Origin of the sequence: Acidaminococcus fermentans DSM 20731, from assembly GCF_000025305.1 — a bacterium.
Classification (GTDB): domain Bacteria; phylum Bacillota; class Negativicutes; order Acidaminococcales; family Acidaminococcaceae; genus Acidaminococcus; species Acidaminococcus fermentans.
The window spans coordinates 1,662,453-1,687,044 of the sequence record NC_013740.1; the positions used below are offsets into that span (position 1 = coordinate 1,662,453).

Below are 24,592 nucleotides of genomic sequence, written 5' to 3' on the forward strand. Positions count from 1 at the left end.
GCTCCCGCAGCACCCCTTATTTTTTCGTTTCAAACAATGCTTCCACGAACTGCTGGGGATCGAAGGGGCGGAAATCCATCATCCCTTCGCCGATGCCGATCCACTTTACATCCAGCCCCAGTTCCTCCTTGATGGCGACCACCACGCCCCCTTTGGCGGTGCCGTCCAGCTTGGTGAGCACCACCCCGGTCACATGGGCGGTTTCCAGGAAGATCTTGGCCTGGCTGATGGCGTTCTGACCGGTGGTGGCGTCCAGCACCAGCAGGGTCTCATGGGGTCCGTCGGGGATTTCCTTCCGGATCACCCGGTAGATCTTGTCCAGTTCCTTCATCAGGTTGGTCTTGTTGTGGAGCCGTCCGGCGGTATCCACAAAGAGCACGTCGGCTTTCCGGGCAATGGCGGCTTTCACCCCGTCATAGACCACTGCCGCCGGATCCGCCCCGTCCCCGTGAGCGATCACGTCCACCTGGGCTTTTTTGCCCCAAATCTGGAGCTGTTCCGTGGCTCCGGCCCGGAAGGTGTCCGCGGCGCACATCATCACCTTGTACCCCATGAGCCGGTAATAATTGCTCAGTTTGCCGATGGTGGTGGTCTTCCCCACCCCGTTCACACCCACCACCAGGACGATGGAGGGATGGCCCTTGAAGCGCATCCGGGGTCCGGTGGTCTTCAGCAGGTCGGCAATGTAGCTTTTCAGGAAGGGCAGGGCCTCCGCCGGCGATTTAATCTGCCGGGTGGCAGCAGCCTTCCGCAGGGCGGCCATGATCTTTTCCGTGGTCTTGATCCCCACGTCCCCGGCCACCAGGATCATCTCCATCTCATCCATGAAGTCCTCGTCCAGGTCCACGCTGGCTCCCACCAGGTCCTCCATCCGTTCGGTGAAGTTTTTCCGGGTCTTGCTGAGCCCGTCTTTCAGTTGTTCCATAAAACTCATGATTCGGCTACCTCCGATAATTTCACAGACAGCACCCGGGATACCCCGGATTCTTCCATGGTGACCCCGTGGAGCACATCCGCGGCTTCCATGGTCCCTTTCCGGTGGGTGATCACGATGAATTGGGTCTGCTGTCCGTAGGCTTTCAGGAATTGGGCAAATCGGTCGATGTTGGTTTCATCCAGGGGTGCATCGATTTCGTCCAGGATCACAAAGGGCGCCGGCTGATAGGTCAGCAGGGCGAACAGCAGGGCGATCACCGTCAGGGCCCGCTCTCCCCCGGAAAACAGGGACAAATTCCGCATCTTTTTCCCCGGCGGCTGGGCCTCGATCTCGATGCCCGATTCCAGCAGGTTCTTCTCATCCTGGATCCGCAGCTGAGCCCGGCCCCCGCCGAACAGCTTCTCATAACAGTCGCTGAAATACCCGTTGATCTGCTTAAAAGCTTCCCGGAACCGGCGGGTCATGTCGCTGTTGATGCCGCTGATCACCGTTTCCAGCTGTTCCCGGGCCTGGACCATGTCCTGGTACTGTTTCTTCAGAAAATCGTACCGTTCCCGGGCTGCCTGGTATTCTTCCTGGGCGGCCTGGTTCACCGGTCCCAGTTCTTCCAGTTCCCGGGCGGCCTGGGCTTCCCGTTTTTTCAGTTCCCCTTCCGGCAGATCCCCTTCCAGGGCTTCCTGCCGGGCGGTTTCCTCGGTGAGCCCGTAGGCTTCCTGGAGCTGCTGCCGGCTGTGCTGGGCCTCTGCGGCCTTTTTCACCTGGTCCATTTCGCAGTTGTGGAGTTTCTGCCGGATACTGGCTTCCTGGCCCTGGAGGATCACTCCCTGCTGGGTCAGCTGCTGCCGCTGTGCCAGCAGGGCTTCCCGGGCGTCCAGGAACTGCTGCCGGGCACTGTCGCTGCCGGCCAGTTCCGCTTCCAGCCCGGCGATTTTCTTTTCCAGGGCGGCCCGGTTCTTTTCACAGCCGGCAATGGTTGTTTCCAGCTGCCGGGTCTCTTCTTCTCCCCGGGTGATTTCCTGCTGGGTCTTTTCTCCCAGCTGGTCGATAGACTGGATCCGGGCGTTCAGGGCTTCCAGCTGGCTCTGGCCCGCATTGACGGCGATCAGGGCATCCTGGTGCCGGCGGGTGGCCCCTTCCAGCAGGGTCCGCTGTTCCACCAGCCCGTCACTGAGGGCCTGGGCCGCTTTTTTCCCTTCCACATCGGCATTTTCCATGGCTTCCACCTGGGGAGCCAGTTCTTTGGCCTGGGCCTGGAGGGCCAGGAAATTTTCCGCCCCCTGGCGCTTTTCCCCCAGCAGCAGTTCCAGATTTTCCTGCTGGCGTTTTTTCTGGGTTTCTTCCTGCTGGACCCGGGCCACTGCCCCGGCCTTTTCCACTTCGATTTTCTGGAGGGCTTCCACTCCCTGCTGGCGTTTTTCCTTCACCCGCCGACCTTTTTCCGCCAGGTCTTCCAGTTCCTGCCGGAGCGTCTCCCCGGCCTTTTCCAGGGCCTGGGTCTCTTCCGTCAGATGGCGGATTTCCTGCTTCCGGGACAGGAAGCTTTTCCCCTGCTGTTTCTGGCCCCCGCTGAGGGACCCGCCGGCGTAGACCACATCCCCTTCCAGGGTGACGATCCGCACCCGCATATCTGCTTTCCGGGCCGCCGCCATGGCATGGTCCAGATTGTCCGCCACCAGCACCTGGCCCAGGAGGAACCGGACCGCCGGCCGGACGGCCTCTTCGCACCGGACCAGATCCCCGGCGATGCCGATGATCCCCGGGCAGGACAGGGCCGCCTTTTCCCGGGTTCCCAGGGCCCGGGGACGGAGGGTATCCAGGGGCAGGAAGGTGGCCCGTCCCCCCTGGACTTTTTTCAGATAGGCGATGGCATCCTGGGCCGCCCGGGCATCCTGGGTGATGATGTTCTGGAGGGCACCGCCCAGGGCCGTTTCCAGGGCGGTTACATAGGCATCCTCCACGGAAAACAGTTCTGCCACCACCCCGCAGATCTTCGGCCGGAAAGCTGCCCGGGCATTCAGTACGGTCCGGACCCCTTTGCTGAACCCTTCATGTTCCCGTTCCATGGCGGAAAGCACCTGGAGACGGGCTTTTTTCTGGTTCAGGGTCCGCCGGTTCTGATTCAGGCCGGCTTCCTTTTCCCGGTAGGCCCGGACGCTCTGTTCCAGGTCCCGGTTCAGTTGGAGGGCCTGTTCTTCCAACTGGTTTTTCCGGTCTTCCAGGGTCTCCAGCCGGTCTTTTTCCTCCTGGAGGGCCCCTGTGACACCTTCCAGGCCTTCTTCCGCTTCCCGGACCTTTTCCTTCAGCTGTTCCTGCTGCCGGTGGAGCCGTTCCTGTTCCTGGCGGATCCCCGCCAGTTTGTTCCGGGTCATCACCAGGGTCCGCATGCTGTCGAAAGCCTGCTCCTGATAGGCCTGGAGTTTTTCTTCCCCGGCTTTCACCAGGCCCGTGAGGGTTTCCTTTTCTGCGGCGGCCTTTTCCAGCAGGTTCCGGGACCGGTACTGGTTTTCTTCCAGCCGGTCGTATTCCTCGGTGACCAGACGCAGATTTTCCTGGCTCCGGGCCAGTTCCTCCTCCAGGCCGGTACGGGCTTTGGCCAGCTGGTCCATCCGGTTCCGGCTCTGCTGGATCCGTTCTTCCTGGACTGCTTTCTGGCTCCGGTAGCCGGCGGCTTCCTTTTCCCGGGCCATGATCTTTTCCTGGCAGGCGCTGTAGGCGTCTTCCTGATTCTGGAGCTTCTGTTCCAGTTCTTCTTCCTGGCCGGTGAGTTTTCCGGACAGATCCGCCAGTTCCTTCAGCTGTCCTTCCAGGGACCGGATCTTTTCCTTCAGCCGGGTCTTTTCCCCTTCCAGGGCTCCCAGCTGGGTCAGCAGCCGGGTCACCTTCACCTGCCGGAGCCGGCCACTGATTTCCCCGTACTGCCGGGCCTTTTCCGCCGCCGCTTCCAGGGGCACCAGCTGGTTTTCGATTTCGCTCTGGATATCCTGGATTCGCAGCAGGTTGGCGGCGGTGTCATCCAGTTTCCGCAGGGCTTCCTTCTTCCGCAGCCGGTATTTGGCAATGCCCGCCGCCTCTTCGAAGATGGACCGCCGGTCTTCCGGACGGCTGTTGAGGATCTCGTCGATCTTGTTCTGGCCGATGATGGAAAGGGATCCCCGGCCCAGACCGGTATCCGCAAACAGGGCCACCACATCCTTCAGCCGGCAGTTCTTCCCGTTGATGATGTATTCGCTGTCCCCGCTCCGGAACACCCGGCGCTGGAGAGAGACCTCGTCGAAATCCACCGGAAGGCTGTGATCCGTGTTGTCGAACACCAGATCCACTTCCGCCATGCCCATAGGCCGTCGGCCGCTGCTGCCGGCGAAGATCACATCTTCCATTTTGGTGCCCCGGAGGTATTTCACGCTCTGTTCCCCCAGCACCCAGCGGATGGCATCGGAGATGTTGCTTTTGCCGCTGCCGTTGGGGCCCACAATGGCCGTGATCCCCGGCTCAAAGTCGATATTCACTTTATCCGCAAAGGACTTGAACCCATGGGCTGAGAAACTTTTTAAACGCACGGCAGTCCCTTCTTATCCCTGGATGTCGGACAGGGCCACTTCATCGTGGCCGTCGATTTCCTCCAGGGCCACATCCACGGTCTCACTGTTGCTGGTGGGCACGTTCTTCCCCACATAATCCGCCCGGATGGGCAGTTCCTTGTGGCCCCGGTCTACCATCACCGCCAGCTGGATGGCTTTGGGCCGCCCCATGTCGATCAGGGCATCCAGGGCGCTGCGGATGGTCCGGCCGGTAAAGAGCACGTCGTCCACCAGGATCACGGTTTTTCTGTTCAGGTCGAAATCGATGTCCGTTTCACTGATCACCGGGTTGTAGCCCAGGGTGGACAGGTCGTCCCGGTACAGGGTGATGTCCAGGGAGCCCACCGGCAGTTTCACCCCTTCGATGGATTCGATTTCCTTCCCCAGCCGGTTGGCCAGCGGCACACCCCGGGTGCGGATGCCCACCAGGGCCACATTCTCCACCCCTTTGTTCCGTTCCACGATTTCGTGGGAGATCCGGACCAGGGCCCGGCGCATGGCAGCGGCATCCATAATGGTTTTTTTCTTCACAGAAATACTCATGATACTTCCTCCTTGTCAATGGAACTGCCCGTGGCGCAGACGGGTCAGGATGGTTTGCATGTCTTCCGGCACTGGAGCCCTGAAGGTCATCCATTCTCCGGTACGGGGATGGCGGAAGGTCAGCTGCTCAGAATGGAGCGCCTGGCCGTTGATGGAAAAGCAGGTTTTCTGGGGACAGTATTTGGGGTCCCCCACCAGGGGATGGCCGATATACGTCATATGGACCCGGATCTGGTGGGTCCGGCCGGTCAGGAGCCGGCAGCGGACCACGGTGAATTTCCCGTACCGTTCCAGAACTTCGTAATCGGTGGCCGCCCACCGGCCCCCGGAAGGCACCACCGCCATTTTCTTCCGGTCCCGGGGATCCCGGTCCAGCTGGGTTTCGATATGCCCCCGGTCGTCTTTGATGTTCCCCCGGACAATGGCCAGATAGGTCCGTTTGGCTTCCTTTTTCTGGATCTGCTCCGCCAGGGACAGATGGGCCCTGTCGTTCTTGGCGCAGATCATCACCCCGCTGGTGTCCTTGTCCAGTCGGTGGACGATTCCCGGCCGGATCACCCCGTTGATGCCGGACAGATCCCGGCAGTGGTACAGCAGGGCGTTCACCAGGGTCCCGTCCGGGTTCCCGGCGGCCGGATGCACCACCATGCCCCGGGGTTTGTTCACCACGATCACATCCTGGTCTTCATAGAGGATATCCAGGGGGATGTTCTCCGGCCGGGCTTCCAGATCCACCGGAGGCAGCACCTGCACCTGGAACACGTCCCCTTCCTTTACCTTGGTATTGGCCTTGGCCGGTTTCCCGTTCCGGGTGACCCGGCCTTCCTGGATGTCGTGCTGGACGGCGGACCGGGTGCAGTCCAGCCGGGCAGCCAGGAACACATCCGCCCGCAGGCCCTTTTCTTCCGGGGCTGCAGGGTCCAGGGTCTTCAGTTCTGCCCCATCCGGGGTTTGTCCGGTTGTTCCGGGTGCTGTCCCTTCCCGGTTTCGTTCTCCAGCATACTCCATACGATCAGTCCCACTCCTGCACAAATAAAGATATCAGCCACGTTGAACACCGGCCAGAAATGAAAATCCACAAAGTCGATCACGTACCCGGTGGCGATCCGGTCGATCAGGTTCCCCAGGGCGCCCCCCAGGAACAGTCCCGTCCCCAGCCGGGCTCTGGGGCCTTCCCGCCGGATATGGTCCCGGAGCAGGAAAATGGCCACAGCGGCCGCCAGGGTGATCACCACAAAGAAGACCCGCTGGTATTCCAGCAGGCCGAAAGCCGCCCCCGGGTTCAGCACATAGGTGCAGCTGACCACCCCGGGGATCACCGGGAAGCTCATGCCGACGGTCATGGTATGGGTAATGAACAGTTTGGTGATCCGGTCCAGCAGGACCACCAGACAAATCTGTTTGAGCATCGGTGCAACAGGCTCCTTTGATTATTTTGGTATAAAAAAAGAAAGAGCCCTACAATGCCGTACCAATTCCGAGTTTTGAACCTGCCTAAGCAGGTGGGTGCCCTCCCTGTCATATCTGATGTCCCCTCGAAAGGGCATATCATCAACGGCCGGAGTTCACGGGCTCCCTTATAGAGAGTGTTGGCTCAAAACATATGGAATTCGACTCGCACATCGGAGGGTTGCTCTTTTATCTGTATTATACAGCCATAAGGGAATATTGTCCAGTCTTTTCCCTTATCCCTTCACCTGTTCCAGGATCTGTTCCGAACTGTCGATGAGAGAAGTGGGCCGGAGGGCCGCCAGTTCATCCCGGTCCCGGAAGCCCCAGGTCACCAGGAAACAGTCCATGCCGGCGTTGTCCGCGGTCATTTTATCCACTTCCGAATCCCCCACATACACCGCCTCTTCCCGGGGGATGCCCAGTTCCTCCAGGGCCCGGAACACCGTATCCGGTGCCGGTTTCCGCCGCACCTCCCGGCTTTCCCCGATGGCCACCTGCATGGTTTTGGGGAAATACCGGTCCCGGAGAGCCAGCACCGCCGGATGGGCCTTGTTGGACACAATGGCCGTCTTCACCCCCAGTTTTTCCAGGGCTTCCAGCAGTTCCGGGATGCCCCGGTAGGGACGGGTCTCCTCGTTGCAGTGGGCCAGGTAATAGGTCCGGAAATCCTGGAACACCCGCTGGAACCGGGCCGGGTCCATGGTCTCCGGCAGGGACTTGTGCAGCAGGTTTTCCAGCCCGTTGCCCAGGGCCCGGCGCACCTGGAGCCGGGTACGGGGGGCACAGCCCGCTTCCCGGCAGGCCGCATTCACACTGTTCCACAGATCCGTCAGGGTATCCAGAAGGGTCCCGTCCAGATCAAAAACCACCGCCTTGTATTTCACGTTCCACACACTCCTTAACGTTCGTCATTCATCGTTCATCGTTTGTCGTTCATCGTTCGTCGTGAGGCTGCTGCAGAGGCAGATGCCTGCGCTGTCAACGGTCTGCAGGCGCTGGAAAGCAATTTCTGCAAATTGATCATAAACAGCATAAACCGCAGGGGCCGCAGGCCGGGCGGCCCGCAAAACACACGGACAACCGTTGATTTGGCGGGCTGCCGGGCCTGCAGCCCCTAAAGGAACGATTCATCCCTGCAAAAAATTTGCCGGCAAATTTATCATTCGGCAGCTGACAGCTGACCGTTGACAGGATTTCCTCCACAGGGAAGATGATACCACATCCTGTCAAACTATGGTACAATAAAAGAATCAAACCAGAAGGAGAGTGGGTCCATGAAAATCCTGCGTTCTTTACTGCTGACGGCCATCCTGGCGGTCAGTGCGGCGTTCACCGCCTTTGCCTCTCCGGAAGCTCCCACGGATCAGGAAGTGATCCAGGCCTTCCAGGAAGCCAACACTGTTTATGAATGGTTCGAACATCATCCCCTGAAAACCGACGGAAAAGGGGAAAAAGACACCGGGTACATGATCTATTACACGGTGGCCGACAAGAATTACCCCAACATGATGGCCCTGAAGACCCGGGTCAATGAATGCTTCACCGAAGCCCTGGCCGGCTTCATCATCAGCGACAGCCGGATGTACCGGGAATTCGACGGGAAGCTGTATGTGGCCCCCAGTGCCAAAGCCCTGGATCCCCGGAAAGGGACCTCCACCATCAACATCGTGCGGGAATCCCCCACCCGGATCAACCTGGAGGTATCCACCCCCATCATGGAAGACCCGGTCCACGGGAAAACCAATGTGGTGGAAACCCGGAAAACCATCTTCCCCTATGTGAAGACCCTGAAGGGATGGCGGTTCTCCTATTTTGAATCCCTGGAGTAAGAAAAATGAGGTGCTGCACTTTGGTGCTGCACCTCATTTTTTGTCACTGGTCACTGGTCGAAGGCAGGCAAATGCGGCTGGCGTTTGCCTTGGAACAGAAACGCAGCCTACGGCTGTGTTTTCCATTAAGGGAACCCGCAGCCCGGCTTCCAGGGCCCGGGCGGTTTTCCAGTCCAGGGTATCGATGTCTTCATACCCCAGCTGGCTGCGGAACGGCAGTATTCCACCAGGTTTTTGGTGAACTTGTCCGGCTGGCCGTTGTTCCATACGGAAAGATCCGTGATGTCCTTGTCGATGCCTTCCCGGAGAGCCGTCAGCAGCACATCCACATCTTTGTCCCAACGCAAAAACGGCTGCCTCTCACTGGTGACAGCCGTTTTTCCGGATTTATTTCTTTTCTTCTTTTTCCTTCTTCACCACGGTGCTCCGGATATGGAGTTCCCGCAGCTGCTTTTCGTCCACTACATTGGGTGCCTGACACATCAGGTCGATGGCACTCTGGGATTTCGGGAAAGCGATTACGTCACGGATGGACGGCCGTTTGGCCATGAGCATCACCAGACGGTCCAGGCCGAAGGCCAGACCCCCATGGGGAGGTGCTCCGAATTCAAAGGCTTTCAGCAGGAAGCCGAATTTTTCCTGGGCCTGTTCATCGGTGAGGCCGATGGCTTCGAACACCTTCTTCTGGATGTCTTCCCGATGGATACGTTCGGAACCGCCGCCGATTTCCACCCCGTTCAGCACCATGTCATAGGCCTTGGCATACACATGGCCGGGATCGGTGAGCAGCTTGTCCACATCTTCATCGCAGGGAGCGGTGAACGGATGGTGCATGGCCACATACCGGTGTTCTTCCTCGCTGTATTCAAACATGGGGAACTTCACCACCCAGGTGAAGCACAGCTTGTCGGGATCGATGAGCCCCAGCCGTTTGCCCATTTCCAGACGCAGTGCGCCCAGGGCCGCAGCCACCACCTGGGGTTTCCGGTCGGCCACGAACAGCAGCACGTCGCCCTTTTCCGCCTTGCCGGCTTCCAGGATCCGCTGCATTTCTTCGTCAGAGAAGAATTTGGCAATGGGGGATTTGATGGAACCGTCATCGTTGACGATGATCCAGGCCAGCCCTTTGGCGCCGTAGATGCCTACGAATTCCACCAGGCCGTCCAGTTCTCTCCGGGGGATCTTGTTGTAGCCCTTCACGTTGATGGCTTTTACCAGACCGCCCTTTTCGATGATGTCCTTGAACACCTTGAACTGGGTCCCTTCCAGGGCGCCGTTCATGTTCACCAGCTGCATGCCGAACCGCAGGTCCGGTTTGTCGCTGCCGTATTTGTCCATGGCTTCATCCCAGGTCATCCGGGCCATGGGTACGGGCACATCCACGCCCAGGGTTTCCTTGAACACATAGGCGATCAGCTTTTCGGTGAGGGCCATGATGTCATCCTGGTCCACAAAGGACATTTCCATATCCAGCTGGGTGAATTCCGGCTGCCGGTCGGCACGCAGGTCTTCATCCCGGAAGCACCGGGCAATCTGGAAATACCGTTCCATGCCGGCAATCATCAGCAGCTGTTTGAACAGCTGGGGAGACTGGGGCAGGGCGTAGAACTTGCCAGGGTTCACACGGCTGGGCACCAGATAGTCCCGGGCCCCTTCCGGGGTGCTCCGGATCAGATCCGGTGTCTCGATTTCCAGGAAATCCTGTTTGTCCAGGAAGTCCCGGATTGCCTTGGTCACCTGGTGGCGCAGGATCAGGTTCTGCTGCATTTCCGGACGCCGCAGATCCAGGTACCGGTAGCGGAGGCGGACGTTTTCATCCACGTCGATCCCGTCCTGGATGTAGAAGGGCGGAGTCTTGGAGGGATTCAGCACGTTCAGGTCCTTGACCACCACTTCCACTTCGCCGGTGGGCAGATGGGGGTTGACGGTTTCCGCACTCCGTTCCCGGACCAGTCCCCGGACCTGCAGCACATATTCGCTGCGGACCCCTTCAGCCTTGTGGAAATCCTTTTCATCGTGGGCCGGATCGATGACCACCTGCACCAGACCGTGACGGTCACGGAGATCGATGAAGATGATGCCGCCGTGGTCACGCCGTTTGCTTACCCAGCCGCACAAGGTAACCGTCTTGCCGGCGTCTGCTTTTCTCAAGTCACCGCAATGATGACTGCGTTCCATACTCATTCTTGTTTACACCTCTGGTTTTTATTTGTTGAAATAGGCTTCCAAAGCCCCGAAACATACTTCTTCCTGGCTGCTGTCCGCCATGTTCCGGACAGTGACAGCGCCCCGGGACCGTTCTTCTTCCCCGAAGATCAGGGCGAAACGGGCCTGTTCCCGGTTGGCCTGCTTCATCTGGGCTTTCATGCTCCGTTCCACCAGGTTCATATCGCAGACAAGCCCCTTGTTCCGCAGATTGGTGATCACCCGGAAGGCATCGGTCACGCCTCCTTCATCAGGGATGACGGCGAAAATGTCCACGGCTTCCTTGCCGGTGGGCAGCAGGTTCTGTTTTTCCATGGCCAGGAGGATCCGTTCCAGGCCGATGGCAAAGCCCACACCGGGAGTGCTGGGACCGCCCAGTTCTTCCACCAGGCCGTCATACCGTCCGCCACCGCCTACAGCGCTCTGGGCGCCCAGGGGAGCGTACTGGATTTCGAAAGCGGTCTTGGTGTAGTAGTCCAGGCCCCGTACCAGGTTGCTGTCCACTTCGTATTCCACCCCTGCCTCATCCAGCAGTTTCTTCACGGTTTCGAAGTGGGCCCTGCATTCATCGCACAGGTGGTCGGTGATCTTGGGGGCACCTGCCATAAAGGGCTTATCCGCATCCACCTTGCAGTCCAGGATCCGCAGCGGGCTCCGGTCGAACCGGCTCTGGCAGTCTTCACACAGTTCGTCCAGATGCGGACGGAAGTAATCCTGGAGCAGTTTCCGGTGCTGGGGCCGGCAGTTGGGGCAGCCTACGGAGTTGATCTTCAGCTTCAGGTCCTTCAGACCGAACCGTTTCAGCACGGTCAGGGCCAGCAGGATCACTTCCGCATCCACTACGGGAGATTCCGCCCCCAGGGCTTCCACCCCGAACTGGTGGAACTGTCTCATCCGGCCTGCCTGGGGCCGGTCATACCGGAACATGGGTCCGATATAGAACACTTTCAGCGGCATGGGTTCCGCATACAGTTTGTTTTCCACAAAGGACCGGACCACGGATGCGGTGTTTTCCGGACGCAGGGTCAGGCTGCGGCCGCTCCGGTCCGTAAAGGTGTACATTTCCTTGTCCACCACGTCCGTGCCGTCCCCGATGCCTCTCTGGAACAGCTCGGTATGTTCAAAAATCGGGGTTCTGATTTCCTGATAGTTGAATTCCCGGCATACTTCACGAATGATTTGTTCTGCATAGCGCCAGCCATTGATGGTGCCCGGCAGAATGTCTTTGGTACCACGCGGTACCCCTGTTAACATAAAAATCCCCTCCGTCCACAGAACTTGTTTGAACTTATTAATTTTAACACAGTTTATTGGTTTTTATCAACTGACCCGGGACATTCCTCCCCGGCATGCCAGAAGTACCCGTACAGCACCTTGATGATGGACAGCACGGGAACGGCAAAGATCAGACCGGCCACGCCCCCGATCTGTCCCCCCACCATCACCGCCAGGATGATCAGCACCGGGTGCAGGGTGATGCTGTGGCCCATGAGATTGGGCATGATCACCTGGGCATCCACCTGGTAATACACCAGATACAGCACCAGCACCTTCAGGGCCAGGGAGGGCTTCTGGAGCAGGGCGATGAACACCGCCGACAGGGTCCCCACCACGGATCCCACCAGGGGGATCAGTTCGCTGATCATGGCCAGGAAGCCCAGCACCAGGGTGTACTGGACACCCAGGATGGAGTTACCGGCGGTCAGGCAGGCGGCGGCCACGAAGCACAGTTTGAACATATTGTCCACATAGGCGCAGAGGATCCGGCCCATATCCGACAGCACCCGGTCCGCCAGGGGCTGTTTTTCATAGGCAAAGAGCCCCACCACCATTTTTTTCAGGGTCCGCCAGTCCTTCAGGAAATAGAAGCTGAGGAAGGGGACCAGGGCCAGGCTCACCAGGCTCTTGGCCGCCTGGACCGTGGAGGCCAGCATGTCCTTCAGAAGACCCATCACATAGGTGCTCAGGCTGCTGCCGGCCTGCTGGAGCATATCCCGGGTATTGGGCGGCAGCTTCTGGGCTTCGCTGCCCAAAAACAGGCTGATGCTTTCATTGGCTTTGGCTGCCAGTCCCGGCATGGCCTTCAGCAGGGTGTTCACCTGGGTCACCAGGGGAACGATCAGCACATTGGCCGCCGCATACAGGAACAGCCCGAACAGCAGGAAGGCAATGAGCACCGCCAGGGTGTTGGGAAAGGCCCGTCCTTTGATTTTCAGCCGTTCCAGCCGGTCCACGATAGGATACAGCAGGAAGCTCATGCCGATGGCCAGGAACACCGGAAGGAACCAGTGGCCCAACAGATAAAAAGCCCCGAACCCCAGGAGACCGAAAAGCAGCTTGATCACCAGTCCCCGGGGCTTCTGTTGTTTGTCCGTCATAGGGTCACGACCTTACTGGAGGAACGGGTTCCGCCGTTTTTCCCAGCCCACCGTGGTGGCCGGACCGTGGCCCGGAAGCAGCTTGTAGTCATCGGGCAGTACCAGCAGCTTGGTCTTGATGGAGTCCAGGATGGCATCATAGGAACCGCCGGGCAGGTCCGTCCGGCCGATGCTTTCCAAAAACACCGTATCCCCGCAGAACACCACTCCGTCTCCGATGATGCACACCCCGCCGGCGGTGTGGCCCGGGGTGGCGGCGATGGTGAAGTCCATGCCGGCCACATTCAGTTTTTCCCCGTCGGTAAAATATTCATCCGGAGGATCGAATTTCTTGTCCCGGTTGGTAGAATAGGACAGGCTGCTGTTCCACACCCGGAGCATGGGCGCATCCTCCCGGCTCATGTACACTTTGGCGCAGGTGGCCGCCTTCACTTCGTCCAGGGCGGACACATGGTCCCCATGGCCGTGGGTGATGAAAATGGCCGGGACCTTTTCGATGCCGGCTTTGGCCACCGCGTCCATGATCCGGTTGGCTTCATCCCCCGGATCCACGATGATGCCCTGGTTGTTGGCCTCATTTTTGATGATGTAACAATTTTCCTGGATCGGTCCCACGACCACCCGATAGATTTTCATAGATTCCTGTTTCCTCCTAAAAACTTTTTCCGCTGTCCAGCAGGATGGTCACCGGCCCGTCGTTCACCAGGGCCACTTCCATATGGGCCTGGAACTGACCGGTGGCCACCGGGATCCCTTTGGCCCGGAGTTTGTCCGCCAGCGCTTCATACAGCCGGTTGGCTTCCTCCGGAGCTGCCGCCTGGGTAAAGGACGGCCGCTTGCCATGGCGCACATCCCCGTAAAGGGTGAACTGGGAAACCAGCAGGATGCTGCCTCCCACCTGGGCCACGGACAGATTCATTTTTTCATCCTCATCTTCAAAGATCCGGAGCCCCGCCAGCTTCTCTGCCAGGTAGGCTCCGTCCTTTTCCGTATCCTCCCGGGCCACTCCCAGGAGCACCAGGAGACCGGGGCCGATGGCTCCCACGTTTTTTCCGTCCACGGTGACGGAGGCTTCCGTCACCCGCTGTACCACTGCACGCATGATTTCCTCACAGTCCGGACACTTTCCGGTCCACTTTGTACACGCCCTTGATCCGCCGCAGCCGGCCGATGATGTAGTTCAGCTGGTCCAGGCTGCTGATGTCCAGTCCCATGTCGATGAAGGCGGTTTTGTTGGGATTGGTGTGGGCATTGATGGAGTTGATGTTCACTTTGGTTTCGCTGGCCACGGTCATGATGTTGGCCATGACTCCGGGCTGATCCACCGCCGTCAGCCGCAGTACCACCTTGTAGGCCGTATCCGTATCCACGTTCCAGGATACTTCGATCATCCGATTGGGATCTTCCGTGTTGGCCAGCACATTGGGACAGTCCGCCCGGTGGACGGACACCCCGTGGCCCCGGGTGATGTATCCCACAATGGGGTCCCCGGGAATGGGGTTGCAGCACTTGGCCAGCTTCACCATGATATCGTCCTCGCCCTTTACCAGGATCCCGTGGCTGCCCTTGTGGGTCTTCACGGTCTTGGGCTTCAGTTCGCTGAGGAGCTGGGTCAGGTTCTTGGTGGTGTTCTGGCGCTGGGTCTTTTTGTACAGGTCCACCAGCTTCACCATGACCCCGTTGACCAGGAGGCCTCCGTAGCCCAGGGCCGCCAGCAGGTTCTCCACGCTGCCGTCCATATGGCACCGGGACGCCACTTCCTTCAGGTTCTCCGGAGTCAGCATGATGTTCACGTCATAGCCCAGCCGCCGGCATTCCTTCTCCAGCATTTCCCGGCCGTTGACGATGTTCTCTTCCCGCCGTTCCTTCTTGAAGAACTGCTTGATCTTGTTCTTGGTCTGGCTGGATCCCACGATGTTGATCCAGTCCCGGCTGGGTCCCGGAGAGGATTTGGAGGTGATGATCTCCACAATGTCCCCGTTCTTCAGGTGGTAGTCCAGAGGCACGATCTTGCCGTTCACCTTGGCACCCACACAGCTGTTGCCCACCCCGGTATGGACCCGGTAGGCAAAGTCGATGGGCACGGAGCCCTCCGGCAGGTCCAGTACATCCCCCTGGGGAGTGAACACGAACACTTCGTCGGAGAACACGTCCATTTTCACGGTATCCACGAATTCATGGGGATCCCGCATATCCTTATGCCATTCCAGCAGCTGGCGCAGCCAAGCCATCTTGGCATCCACATTCTTGTCGGAAGAGCTGGGCATCTTGGAGCCGCCGCTTTCCTTGTACCGCCAGTGGGCCGCCACCCCGTATTCGGACACCTTGTGCATTTCAAAGGTCCGGATCTGGATTTCCAGGGGCTGGCCGCTGGAAGAGACCACCGTGGTGTGCAGGGACTGGTACCCGTTGGATTTGGGCACAGCGATGTAGTCCTTGAACCGGCCGGGAATGGGTTTCCACTTGCCGTGGACGATTCCCAGGACCCCGTAGCAGTCCTTCACCGTATCCACCAGCACCCGGACCGCCAGCAGGTCGTAGATTTCGTTGATGGTCTTGTGGTCCCGCTGCATCTTCTTGTAGATGCTGTAGAAGCTTTTGGGCCGGCCCTGGATCTGGCAGTTGATGCCGGATTCCTCGCACAGTTTCCGGAGTTCATCCATGGCCTCCTGGACCATGGCTTCCCGTTCGTGGCGCTTCACCTTCACCTGTTCCACCAGTTCGTAGTAATGCTGGGGTTCCATATAGCGGAATGCCAGGTCTTCCAGTTCCCATTTGATGGCGTAAATCCCCAGCCGGTGGGCCAGGGGCGCGTAGATTTCCAGGGTTTCAGAGGAGATCCGTTTCTGCTTGTTCACGGGCATGAATTTCATGGTCCGCATGTTGTGCAGCCGGTCCGCCAGCTTGATCAGCACCACCCGGATGTCCTTGGCCATGGCCAGGAACATCTTCCGGTAGTTTTCCACCTGCTGTTCTTCCCGGGAAATGTATTCGATTTTCCCCAGTTTGGTGACCCCGTCCACCAGCATGGCCACTTCCCGGCCGAAAATGTCTTCCATCTGGTCCAGGGTCACTTCGGTGTCTTCCACCACATCATGGAGAAAAGCGGCTGCCAGGGTCACATCGTCCATCTGGAGCTGGGCCAGGATGCTGGCCACCCCCAGGGGATGGATGATGTAGGGTTCCCCGGAGGCCCGTTTCTGCTTGGCATGGGCCTCTGCCGCAAAATTGTAGGCTTCCCGGACGAACTCCACCTGCCGGGGGGTCAGATATTTGCTGATGCGGGCATAGAATTCCTCCGCACTGATGGGCTTGTCATCGAGCTGTTCCATTGTTTCACCTTCCTGCTGCCCAAAGAGCGGCGATTTCCGCCGGCTGCAGCTTCCAGCTGCGGTTCAGGGCCTGGAAACGGCGGTCATATTCCGCCTGCAGCGCCTGGAACCCTTTGGATTCCTGCATATTCTTGTGGCCCGTATCTCCCAGGGAAACCAGTCCCGCTTCCCGGTTGAACAGGTGCAATTCATAAAAAATGTCCAGGACAGTCTGGCTGATCGGACATCCGTTTTCCGCCGTCAGCTGGCGCAGCTGGGCTTCCTGACATGCTCCCTGCTCCCGCAGCCGGTTCCGGATGGCCGTATAGCACACCCGCAGCCCTGCCAGATCCGGATACTGCCGGCGGAGGGCATCCCGCCGGGCCAGAAGGTCTTCCCGGCCGTACAGCAGATAGAGCCGGCCGGGCTGGTCCCCTTTCAGGGGGAATTTTCCCGGCTGGAGCACCTTTTCCGCCCCTCCGTCCCAGAACACCACCACCCCGGTCTCTTCCGGCAGGGGGTCTCCATAGGGAAGGATGCAGGCTTCCGGATATTTTTCCTTCAGGGCTACACTATCCTCTACATATACTACCGTCTTTTTATCTTTTTGTAAAATACTATTTAACTCTGTCTCCTTGTTCCGGTTCTCATGCCGCCAGTCGATGATGGTATAGGGGGCTTCCACCGCCGATACCTCCAGGTCCACCGCCGTCACCCCCCGGAAGGTGTTCACCCTGGGGGAAAAGGCCACCGCCGCCACTTCCCCCGGATAGAAGGAATGGAACCGGGGCCCCTCCTGCCACAGCAGCCCCTTGTACCGGAAGCCCCCCTGTTTCAGCAGGAACTTCAGATGGTTGTGGTCCCTGCCCAGAAGGGACACCTCCTGGATCTGGGCCTTGGCGAACCCCAGCACCGGTGCCGGGTTCCCCACCCCGAAGGGCTCCATTTGGGCCAGCTGAGCCACTGCCTCCGGGGTGATTTCCCGGTCTTCCGGCACGAACCAGTCCGGCACCGCCGCTGGTTCGTAGGGTTTGTGGTCCAGCATCTCCGCCACCACCCGGGCAAAGGCTTCCCGGAACGCCGGGATCTCCGCCGTCCTGATGGTGAGCCCCGCCGCCTGGGCATGGCCCCCGAACTGGACCAGATGGTCCCGGCACCGGTCCAGGGCCTGGTACAGATCCAGGGGCGGGATACTCCGGCAGGATCCTTTGGCCGTTTCTCCGTCAATGGACAGGAGCACGGAAGGCAGATGGTACTTCTCCGTCATCCGGGAGGCCACGATGCCGATGACTCCCGGGTGCCAGCCTTCCTCTCCCAGCACCAGGCTCCATTCCGGCGGACCCTGTTTGGCCAGCTGGCGTTCCGCTTCTTCAAAGATCTTCTGGCTGAGGGCCTGCCGTTCCTGGTTGGCAGAATTCAGTTCCTCTGCCAGCTCTTTGGCGGTTTCCGGATCCCGGGCCGTCAGCAGCTTCACTGCCGTCATAGCGTCGTCCAGCCGGCCCGCCGCATTGATCCGGGGGCCCAGGCCGAAGCCGATGGTGCCGCTGTTGATGGCGCTGCCCGGGGCCACGGTCACATGGATCAGGGCCTGGAGGCCCGGCAGCGGACTGTGGGGCATCCTGGCCAGCCCTTTCCGGACGATCTCCCGGTTTTCGTCCTGCAGCGGCACCATGTCCGCCACCGTGCCCAGGGCCACCAGCTCGATCAGCTCATCCCAGTAAAGATCCGGCTGGCCGGTGCGTCTCTGTTCCAGGGCCTGGCACAGCTTGAAGGCCACCCCCACCCCGGCGATGCCCTTGAAGGGATACTCGTCCCCGGGCTGGTTGGGGTTCACCACCGCCAGGGCCGGAGGCAGCTGCCGGGGGGCCAGATGGTGGTCCGTGATGATGATGTCCAGTCCTTTGGGGGCATCCGCCACCACCTGGGCTCCGCTGATCCCGGTATCCACGGTGATCAGCAGCTTCGTGCCCCGGGCGGCGATTTTTTCCAGGGCCGGTCCGTTGAGACCGTACCCTTCCCGATCCCGCCGGGGCACATACACATCCACTTTGGCCCCCCGGGCCTGCAAAAACAAATACAGCAGGGAACTGGCCGATGTACCGTCCACGTCGTAATCCCCGTAGATGGTCATGGGTTCGCCCTGCTGCAGTGCCTGAAGGATCCGGTCCACAGCCCGGTCCATATCTTTCAGCCGGAAGGGATCATAATAGGGCTGCGTCTTCCCTTCCAGGAATTCTTTCACTTTCTCCGGTTCCGTCAGATCCCGGCGGACCAGGATGCCGGCCAGAAGGGGAGAGATCCCCAGCTCCCGGCACAGGGTCCGGATCTGGGGTTCCCGTGCTTCATCCGTTCTTCTGATTCTGGTGTAGATCATGGCTGCTTCTTACTCCTTGGGCCGAAAAGGTTTGATGATGGGGTCCTTGTCCCGGGAAGGATCGAAAGTCCTCCCTTTTTTCGCCCCGGACCGGGGCAGGTCCATCCGGGGGATCCGGCCGGAAGAAACCTGCTCCCGCTGCCGGGCTTCCCAGTTTTCCTTCTTTTCTTCCAGCTGCCGGAGCTGTTCCTTCAGCTTCCGGTCCTTCATGTAATGGCCGGCCTTCACCTTCAGGGTCCACAGGCTGGCCAGCAGGAAGCCCAGCAGCAGACAGCCCAGGATGATCAGGGCCAGGGACAGGGAGAAATGCCAGACCAGGAAGCTCACTTCCACCGCGGCCGCATTCTGGAGAGCAAAAATGGCAATGAAAAGGGCAATGATGCCCATGATGATGGCATACAGCATAAGAGCACATCCTTTCCGTCCGAATCCATGTGGGACAAACCTTGCGTGATGTTCTATTATACCGTATTTTGGGAAGAAAAAGAAGGGGCTGCTGCACCTGGCGTGCAGCGCCCCTTTCTCACAGGTTATATGCTTTTTTTGTACCCGGTCTTCCGGTCCACCTGGTTTTCCAGGGATTCTCCGGCCAGGTAGTGCCGCAGGTTCCGGGCGGCGATGGCCACAGCCTTGTCCCAGGTCTGGGGCAGGTGATGGTCCCCGCTGATGTGGGGAGTGATCAGCAAATTGGGCACATCCCACAGGAGACTGGTTTCCGGCAGCGGTTCCGGATCCGTTACGTCCAGGGCGGCGCCCCCCAGTCTGCCTTCCTTCAGGGCCCGGGCCAGGTCTTCCTGGACTACCGCACTGCCCCGGCCGCAGTTGATGAAGAAGGCCCCGGGCTTCATGGCACAAAAGAGCTGCTCATTGTACAGATGGGTGGTTTCCGGAGTACCGGGCAGCACGCTGGCCACCACATCCGCCCGGCCCAGGAGCCGGGGCAGGTCCTCCATGGTCCCCATTTCCTCCGCTTCCGGGGGCATTGCTCCCCGGTGCCGCCGGATGCCGATCACATGGGCGCCCAGGAGTTTGCACAGCCGGCCATAGGCCCGGCCGATGTCCCCGAAGCCCACCACCACAACGGTGGCCCCGTCCAGGCTGGTCACTTCTCCCTCATCCTTCCACCGGTGCTCCAGCTGGTTCCGGTGATACAGGTACAGCTTTTTCTGGAGGGACAGGGTCAGGGCCAGCATGTGTTCCGAAAGGGCCTGGCCATAGGCGCCGGTGCAGTTGGTCAGCTGCACCCGGGGATCCAGGATCCCGGGTTTGCAGTAGGCATCGGCTCCGGCGGAATTCAGCTGGACCCATTTCAGATCCGTCAGTGCGGCCAGCCGCTGGGGCCGTACATTGCCGATGATCACTTCCGCCCCCTGGAGCACGGCATCCTCCTTCCCGTAGGCGAATTCCGCCCCGGGAGCCGCCGCTTCCAGCACTTTTTTGTCCTTGTCCCGCATGAACATGGGTACTGCAATTTTCATGGTATCAGTCCTTTCCTTATGGGGTGCTGCCGCCTTTGCGGCAGCACCGTCACTGGTCCATAGTCACTGGACGAAAGAAGGCAGCCGGCCTGCGGCTGCCTTTCATTGTATAATACTGGCTCGTACGCGCCTTTGGCTTGTCCTTGCCTCTCCTATAGAAATCCAGACAAGCAGCGCATTAAAAGAAAAGCACAGTCCTGTTTTTCATTCGAAAGAACCCGTCAGCCACGGGTTCTTTCCATCGGCCAGTGACCAGTGACCGGGCCGCCAGAGGTTCTGGCTGCCATCCTGTCATCTTTTCAGTTTCTTCCGGAAAAACAGCCACATGCTGCCGGCCAGGAAGGTGGAGGTGTAGAACCCGCTGCAGAAGCCCACCAGCATGGCGAAGGAGAAGTTGTGGATGGTTTCTCCCCCGAACAGGAAGATGGCCACCACCGCAAACAGGGTGGTCAGAGTGGTGTACACGCTCCGGGTCATGGTCTGCCAGATGCTGGCATCCACCAGATCCCCCATGCTTTCGTTCCGCCGGTGGGTATGGAGATTTTCCCGGATCCGGTCGAACACCACGATGGTGCCGTTGACGGAATACCCTACCACGGTCAGCAGCGCCGCCACAAAGGAGGAATCGATTTCCAGATGGAGCACGGAGAACCAGGTGAGGGTCACCATCACGTCGATGATCAGGGCCACGATGGCCGCCAGGGCGAACCGCAGCTCAAACCGGATGGTGATGTAGATGATCATCAGCACCCAGCTGAGGACCACGGCGCCCACGGCGCTTTTCACCAGGTCGCCGCCCACGGTGGCGCCCACGTTTTCCACCCGGAGCACTTCATTATGCCCCAGACGGTTGGACAGATCGTTCATCACATCCACCCGCTGGCTGTCGCTGATGAGACCGGTCCGGATCAGCACCGACTGGCTGCTTTCCACCTGCTGGTCACTGCTGCCCAGCTGGATTACGCTGCTGCCCAGCTGATGATCGCTGAGCACGGTCCGCACCTGGGCCACCGTTACTGGCTGGTCGAATTTAATATCCAGGATGCTGCCCCCGGTAAAATCAATCCCCAGGTTGAAGCCCCGGGCAAACATGGAAACAATCCCTACAATCAATACTACAGCCGTAATGGAAAAGAAGATCCTGGCATGCTTGACTATGGAAAACTTTTTCATCGTGCCGCCTCCCCTTTTCCGTCTTTTGCTTTCGGCTGGAAGGCTTTCGCCCCGAACCAGGCCGGATTCTTCGTGAAATTGCTGCCGATCAGGGCGCCAAGGATGAATTTGGTCACCGTCACCGCCGTGAACATACTGATCAGTACCCCCAGGGCCAGGGTCACCGCAAAGCCCTTGATGGGCCCGGTGCCCAGATAGAACAGCACGGCAGCCGCCATCAGGGTGGTCACGTTGGAGTCCAGGATGGTGGTAAAGGCCCGGGAGAACCCGGAGTTTACCGCCGCCCGGAGGGTCTTGCCATTGGCGATTTCTTCCTTGAACCGTTCAAAGATCAGCACGTTGGCATCCACGGCCATCCCGATGGACAGGATGATCCCGGCCATGCCCGGCAGGGTCAGGGTGGCGTTGAGCCCCTTCATCACCGCCAGCAACAGCAGGGTATAGAGCAGCAGCACAATGTCCGCCACCAGCCCGGACAGCCGATAGTACAGCAGCATGAACAGGAACACCCCGGCCAAACCGATGGCAAAGGCCTTCATGCTGGCGTCCTTGGCGTCCTGCCCCAGGGTGGGTCCAACGGTCCGGTTTTCCACCACTTCCAGTTTCACCGGCAGGGAGCCGCTGCGCAGCAGGATGGCCAGATGTTCCGCTTCCTTGGCGTCCTTGGACCCGGTGATCTGGGCATTGCCCCCGGTAATGGGTTCGCTGACCCGGGGTGCCGTCAGCACCTTGCCATCCAGCAGGATGGCAATCTGCCGGCCCACGTTCCGGGCGGTGAGGTCGGCGAATTTTTTGGCCCCGTCTTCATTGAACTGCAGTGTGACCACCGGCTGACCGCTCTGGTCCGCACTGGCCTTGGAATCCTTCAGGTCTTTCCCGGTAAGGACGGTGTTCCCTTCCATATCCTTGAATTCCAGCATGGCCGTTTTGCCCAGCATGGCAATGGCCTGTTCCGGATCCTTGACCCCGGGCAGTTCCACGATGATCTTGTCCTTGCCCTGGCGCTGGATCACCGGTTCCGTCAGGCCCAGTTCGTTGACCCGGCGGCTGATGATCTGGATGGACCGGTTGATGGCATCGTCATCCACCTTGCTTTCCGGCGTTTCCTGGGCCTGGAGCACCACATGGGTGCCCCCCTGCAGGTCCAGGCCCTGCTTCACCGTACTCACCAGCGGTTTGATGAACACGGCAAACGCAATCACAATGGCCAGTACTGAAACCAGCAGCTTGGCCCGATTCTTACTTTCCAAAACGATTCCCCCTCATTTTCCGTTGGTCTTGCATACCCGCAGTCCTTTTTCCGTACACAGATAACGGACTTTTGCGTCGTGGGCACTGGTGGGCAGTTCCTTCCGGACCTGCACTTCGTACCCGATTGCCATGGGAACCCCTTTGGTGCACCGGGGCAGGAACCGGTCATAATACCCGGCTCCCCGGCCCAGCCGTTCTCCCTGGGCCGTGAAGCCCAGCCCGGGTGTCAGCACCAGGTCGATGTCTTCCGGGGCGATGGTCTCCACCGGCTCCTGGGGCGTCCGGATCCCGTACCGGTCCCGTCCCAGCTTTTTCAGGGTCACCAGCCGGGCAGCGGCCATCTCTCCCGGAGCCTCCAGGATCTGGGGCACACAGACGGTCTTGCCCATGTTGAGGGCGGTCTGGAGGGACTGGTCAATGTTCACTTCTCCCGGTTCTGCCAGGTAGCCCATGATCACTTTCCCTTCCAGGAACAGCCGGCTGTTGACGATATGGCTGTTGATTTCCCGGTTGAACCGGTGGATTTCCCGCTGGTTCAGCTTCTGGATCCGTTCCCGGATTTCCTGGCGGACAGCTTTCTTTTCCATTATTTTTCTTCTCCGGTCCCTTCTGCCTTGGGCGCTTCTTCAGCGGGAGCTTCCGCCGGCTTGGCTTCCGGTTCGGCCTTCTTTTTGGTGTCGTTCTTGCTGAAGGCGGAGGTGATCACGCCGCCCACGGCGGATTTCCGGATGTGGAATTCCACCCCTTCCGCCACCTTGATCCGGACCTTGTCTTCCTGGACTTTGGTGATGGTGCCCAGAATGCCCCCGATGGTGACGATGTTGGTGCCCACCTTCAGGGAATCCAGCATTTCCGTGCGTTTCTTCTGGTCCCGTTTCTGGGGCCGGTAGATCATCACATAGAAGATCACACCCATGAGAATGAAAGGCCAGGCCATTTGAAGCAGATTGTCCATCGAAAATTACCTCCTTGTGGTTTCATAGTTCTCTAAGAACGCTGCCCGGAATTCGGGGAACGTGTCGTTAGCGATGGCAGTTCTCATATCCTCTGCAAATTTTAGCAGAAAATGGAGATTATGTATAGACAACAGCCGCAGGGCCAGGATCTCTTCCGCCTTGAACAGATGGCGGATGTAGGCCCGGCTGAAGTTCCGGCAGGTGTAGCAGTCGCAGTGTTCATCGATGGGCCGCCAGTCTTCGGCGTACTGGGCGTTGCGCACCACCAGCCGTCCGGTGGGGAGCATGGCGGTGCCGTTCCGGGCCACCCGGGTGGGATACACGCAGTCGAACATGTCCACTCCCAGGTTCACACCTTCCACCAGGCAGTCCGGAGTCCCCACTCCCATGAGATACCGTGCCTTGTCCTTGGGCATGTGCCGGGTGGTCTTGTCCAGGATGTCGTACATCAGGGGATGGGGTTCCCCGACAGACAGGCCGCCGATGGCGAACCCGGCGAAATCCATATCCGTGATGGCCTTGGCGCTGTATTCCCGCAGATCCGGGTACATGCCCCCCTGGATGATGCCGAACAGACCCTGGTCTTCCCGGGTCTTGGCCTCCAGGCAGCGCCGGGCCCAGCGGGTGGTCCGTTCCGTGGACTGTTTGGCATAGCCATGGTCCGCCGGATAGGGGATGCATTCATCGAAAGCCATGATGATGTCCGCCCCCAGGTCCTCCTGGGCCTTGGTGGCCACTTCCGGGTTCAGGAACTGCCGGGAGCCGTCCAGATGGGACCGGAACATCACCCCTTCTTCGGTGATCTTCCGCATCTCTCCCAGGCTGAACACCTGGAAGCCGCCGCTGTCGGTGAGCATCCCCCGCTTGTAGTTCATGAACTTGTGGAGGCCGCCGGCTTTCCGCACCAGTTCCGTCCCCGGCCGCAGGAACAGATGGTAAGTGTTGGACAGGATCACCTGGGAGTGCATGGCATACAGTTCTTCCGGGGTCAGGGTCTTGACCGTGGCCTGGGTCCCCACCGGCATGAACATGGGGGTGTCGAAGGTCCCGTGAGGGGTGTGCAGCTTGCCCAGCCGGGCCCCGCTCCGAGGATCTTCCTTGATGAGTTCGAAATAGACCGAGTGCAT

The 24,592-nt window shown here is 59.6% G+C and carries 22 protein-coding genes and 1 other RNA gene; 1 reads left to right on the top strand and 22 read right to left on the bottom strand.

Annotated features, from left to right (window positions below; translation table 11 throughout):
• Positions 1–16: 16 nt before the first annotated feature.
• The 7 genes from ftsY to ACFER_RS07675 form a co-directional block, all read right to left on the bottom strand.
• On the bottom strand, positions 17–934 hold the full coding sequence (ftsY, locus tag ACFER_RS07650; RefSeq protein ID WP_012938848.1) for a signal recognition particle-docking protein FtsY: 918 nt from the start codon (positions 932–934) through the stop codon (positions 17–19).
• Positions 931–4,494 carry a chromosome segregation protein SMC gene (gene smc, locus ACFER_RS07655; protein ID WP_012938849.1) on the bottom strand — a complete coding sequence of 1,188 codons (3,564 nt, stop codon included), beginning with the start codon at positions 4,492–4,494 and terminating at the stop codon, positions 931–933. Before smc ends, ftsY begins: the two co-directional genes overlap by 4 nt.
• 12 nt (positions 4,495–4,506) lie before the next feature.
• Positions 4,507–5,058 (bottom strand): bifunctional pyr operon transcriptional regulator/uracil phosphoribosyltransferase PyrR, encoded by a 552-nt coding sequence (pyrR, locus tag ACFER_RS07660; RefSeq protein WP_012938850.1) that lies wholly within the window; start codon positions 5,056–5,058, stop codon positions 4,507–4,509.
• A 15-nt stretch (positions 5,059–5,073) separates the two neighbouring features.
• Positions 5,074–5,991 carry an RluA family pseudouridine synthase gene (locus ACFER_RS07665; RefSeq protein WP_012938851.1) on the bottom strand — a complete coding sequence of 306 codons (918 nt, stop codon included), beginning with the start codon at positions 5,989–5,991 and terminating at the stop codon, positions 5,074–5,076.
• Positions 5,988–6,467: a signal peptidase II gene (gene lspA / locus ACFER_RS07670; protein WP_012938852.1), complete on the bottom strand. Its 480-nt coding sequence runs from the start codon at positions 6,465–6,467 to the stop codon at positions 5,988–5,990. The genes ACFER_RS07665 and lspA overlap by 4 nt, the downstream gene beginning before the upstream one ends.
• Before the next feature lie 42 nt (positions 6,468–6,509).
• Positions 6,510–6,692, bottom strand: a non-coding RNA gene (ssrS, locus tag ACFER_RS11130) — 6S RNA.
• A gap of 51 nt (positions 6,693–6,743) precedes the next feature.
• Positions 6,744–7,394: an HAD family hydrolase gene (locus tag ACFER_RS07675; RefSeq protein ID WP_012938853.1), complete on the bottom strand. Its 651-nt coding sequence runs from the start codon at positions 7,392–7,394 to the stop codon at positions 6,744–6,746.
• 390 nt (positions 7,395–7,784) lie between these two features.
• Between ACFER_RS07675 and ACFER_RS07680 the strand changes: the two genes are divergently transcribed.
• Positions 7,785–8,339 (top strand): hypothetical protein, encoded by a 555-nt coding sequence (locus ACFER_RS07680; protein WP_012938854.1) that lies wholly within the window; start codon positions 7,785–7,787, stop codon positions 8,337–8,339.
• Positions 8,340–8,464: 125 nt separating this feature from the next.
• Here the strand turns inward: ACFER_RS07680 and ACFER_RS11585 are convergent, their stop codons facing one another.
• From ACFER_RS11585 to tgt, 15 genes are all read right to left on the bottom strand, one after another.
• The gene (locus ACFER_RS11585) at positions 8,465–8,686 is read right to left on the bottom strand and encodes a hypothetical protein (RefSeq protein ID WP_041666235.1); all 222 of its coding nucleotides are present in this window, start codon (positions 8,684–8,686) and stop codon (positions 8,465–8,467) included.
• 40 nt (positions 8,687–8,726) lie between these two features.
• Positions 8,727–10,523 carry an aspartate--tRNA ligase gene (gene aspS / locus ACFER_RS07690; RefSeq protein WP_012938855.1) on the bottom strand — a complete coding sequence of 599 codons (1,797 nt, stop codon included), beginning with the start codon at positions 10,521–10,523 and terminating at the stop codon, positions 8,727–8,729.
• A 21-nt stretch (positions 10,524–10,544) separates the two neighbouring features.
• Positions 10,545–11,798: a histidine--tRNA ligase gene (gene hisS, locus ACFER_RS07695; RefSeq protein ID WP_012938856.1), complete on the bottom strand. Its 1,254-nt coding sequence runs from the start codon at positions 11,796–11,798 to the stop codon at positions 10,545–10,547.
• Between the two features lie 53 nt (positions 11,799–11,851).
• Entirely contained in the window at positions 11,852–12,922 is a 1,071-nt protein-coding gene (locus tag ACFER_RS07700) for an AI-2E family transporter (RefSeq protein WP_012938857.1), read from the bottom strand.
• Between the two features lie 12 nt (positions 12,923–12,934).
• Positions 12,935–13,558, bottom strand: a complete 624-nt coding sequence (locus ACFER_RS07705; RefSeq protein WP_012938858.1) for an MBL fold metallo-hydrolase — start codon at positions 13,556–13,558, stop codon at positions 12,935–12,937.
• A 16-nt stretch (positions 13,559–13,574) separates the two neighbouring features.
• A complete protein-coding gene (dtd, locus tag ACFER_RS07710; RefSeq protein WP_012938859.1) occupies positions 13,575–14,024 on the bottom strand; it encodes a D-aminoacyl-tRNA deacylase in 450 nt (149 codons plus the stop codon).
• Between the two features lie 7 nt (positions 14,025–14,031).
• Positions 14,032–16,254, bottom strand: a complete 2,223-nt coding sequence (locus ACFER_RS07715; RefSeq protein ID WP_012938860.1) for a RelA/SpoT family protein — start codon at positions 16,252–16,254, stop codon at positions 14,032–14,034.
• A gap of 4 nt (positions 16,255–16,258) precedes the next feature.
• Positions 16,259–18,607 carry a single-stranded-DNA-specific exonuclease RecJ gene (gene recJ / locus ACFER_RS07720; RefSeq protein WP_012938861.1) on the bottom strand — a complete coding sequence of 783 codons (2,349 nt, stop codon included), beginning with the start codon at positions 18,605–18,607 and terminating at the stop codon, positions 16,259–16,261.
• A 9-nt stretch (positions 18,608–18,616) separates the two neighbouring features.
• Entirely contained in the window at positions 18,617–19,012 is a 396-nt protein-coding gene (locus tag ACFER_RS07725; RefSeq protein ID WP_012938862.1) for a lipopolysaccharide assembly protein LapA domain-containing protein, read from the bottom strand.
• 125 nt (positions 19,013–19,137) lie between these two features.
• The gene (locus ACFER_RS07730) at positions 19,138–20,085 is read right to left on the bottom strand and encodes a D-2-hydroxyacid dehydrogenase (protein ID WP_012938863.1); all 948 of its coding nucleotides are present in this window, start codon (positions 20,083–20,085) and stop codon (positions 19,138–19,140) included.
• Between the two features lie 291 nt (positions 20,086–20,376).
• Positions 20,377–21,258, bottom strand: coding sequence for a protein translocase subunit SecF (gene secF, locus ACFER_RS07735; RefSeq protein ID WP_012938864.1), 882 nt, complete (start codon positions 21,256–21,258; stop codon positions 20,377–20,379).
• A complete protein-coding gene (secD, locus tag ACFER_RS07740) occupies positions 21,255–22,508 on the bottom strand; it encodes a protein translocase subunit SecD (RefSeq protein ID WP_012938865.1) in 1,254 nt (417 codons plus the stop codon). The genes secF and secD overlap by 4 nt, the downstream gene beginning before the upstream one ends.
• Positions 22,509–22,520: 12 nt before the next feature.
• Complete coding sequence (locus tag ACFER_RS11445) at positions 22,521–23,096, bottom strand: 5-formyltetrahydrofolate cyclo-ligase (RefSeq protein WP_012938866.1); 576 nt, start codon at positions 23,094–23,096, stop codon at positions 22,521–22,523.
• The gene (yajC, locus tag ACFER_RS07750) at positions 23,096–23,464 is read right to left on the bottom strand and encodes a preprotein translocase subunit YajC (protein WP_012938867.1); all 369 of its coding nucleotides are present in this window, start codon (positions 23,462–23,464) and stop codon (positions 23,096–23,098) included. Before yajC ends, ACFER_RS11445 begins: the two co-directional genes overlap by 1 nt.
• Before the next feature lie 6 nt (positions 23,465–23,470).
• Positions 23,471–24,592 (bottom strand): tRNA guanosine(34) transglycosylase Tgt, encoded by a 1,122-nt coding sequence (tgt, locus tag ACFER_RS07755; protein ID WP_012938868.1) that lies wholly within the window; start codon positions 24,590–24,592, stop codon positions 23,471–23,473.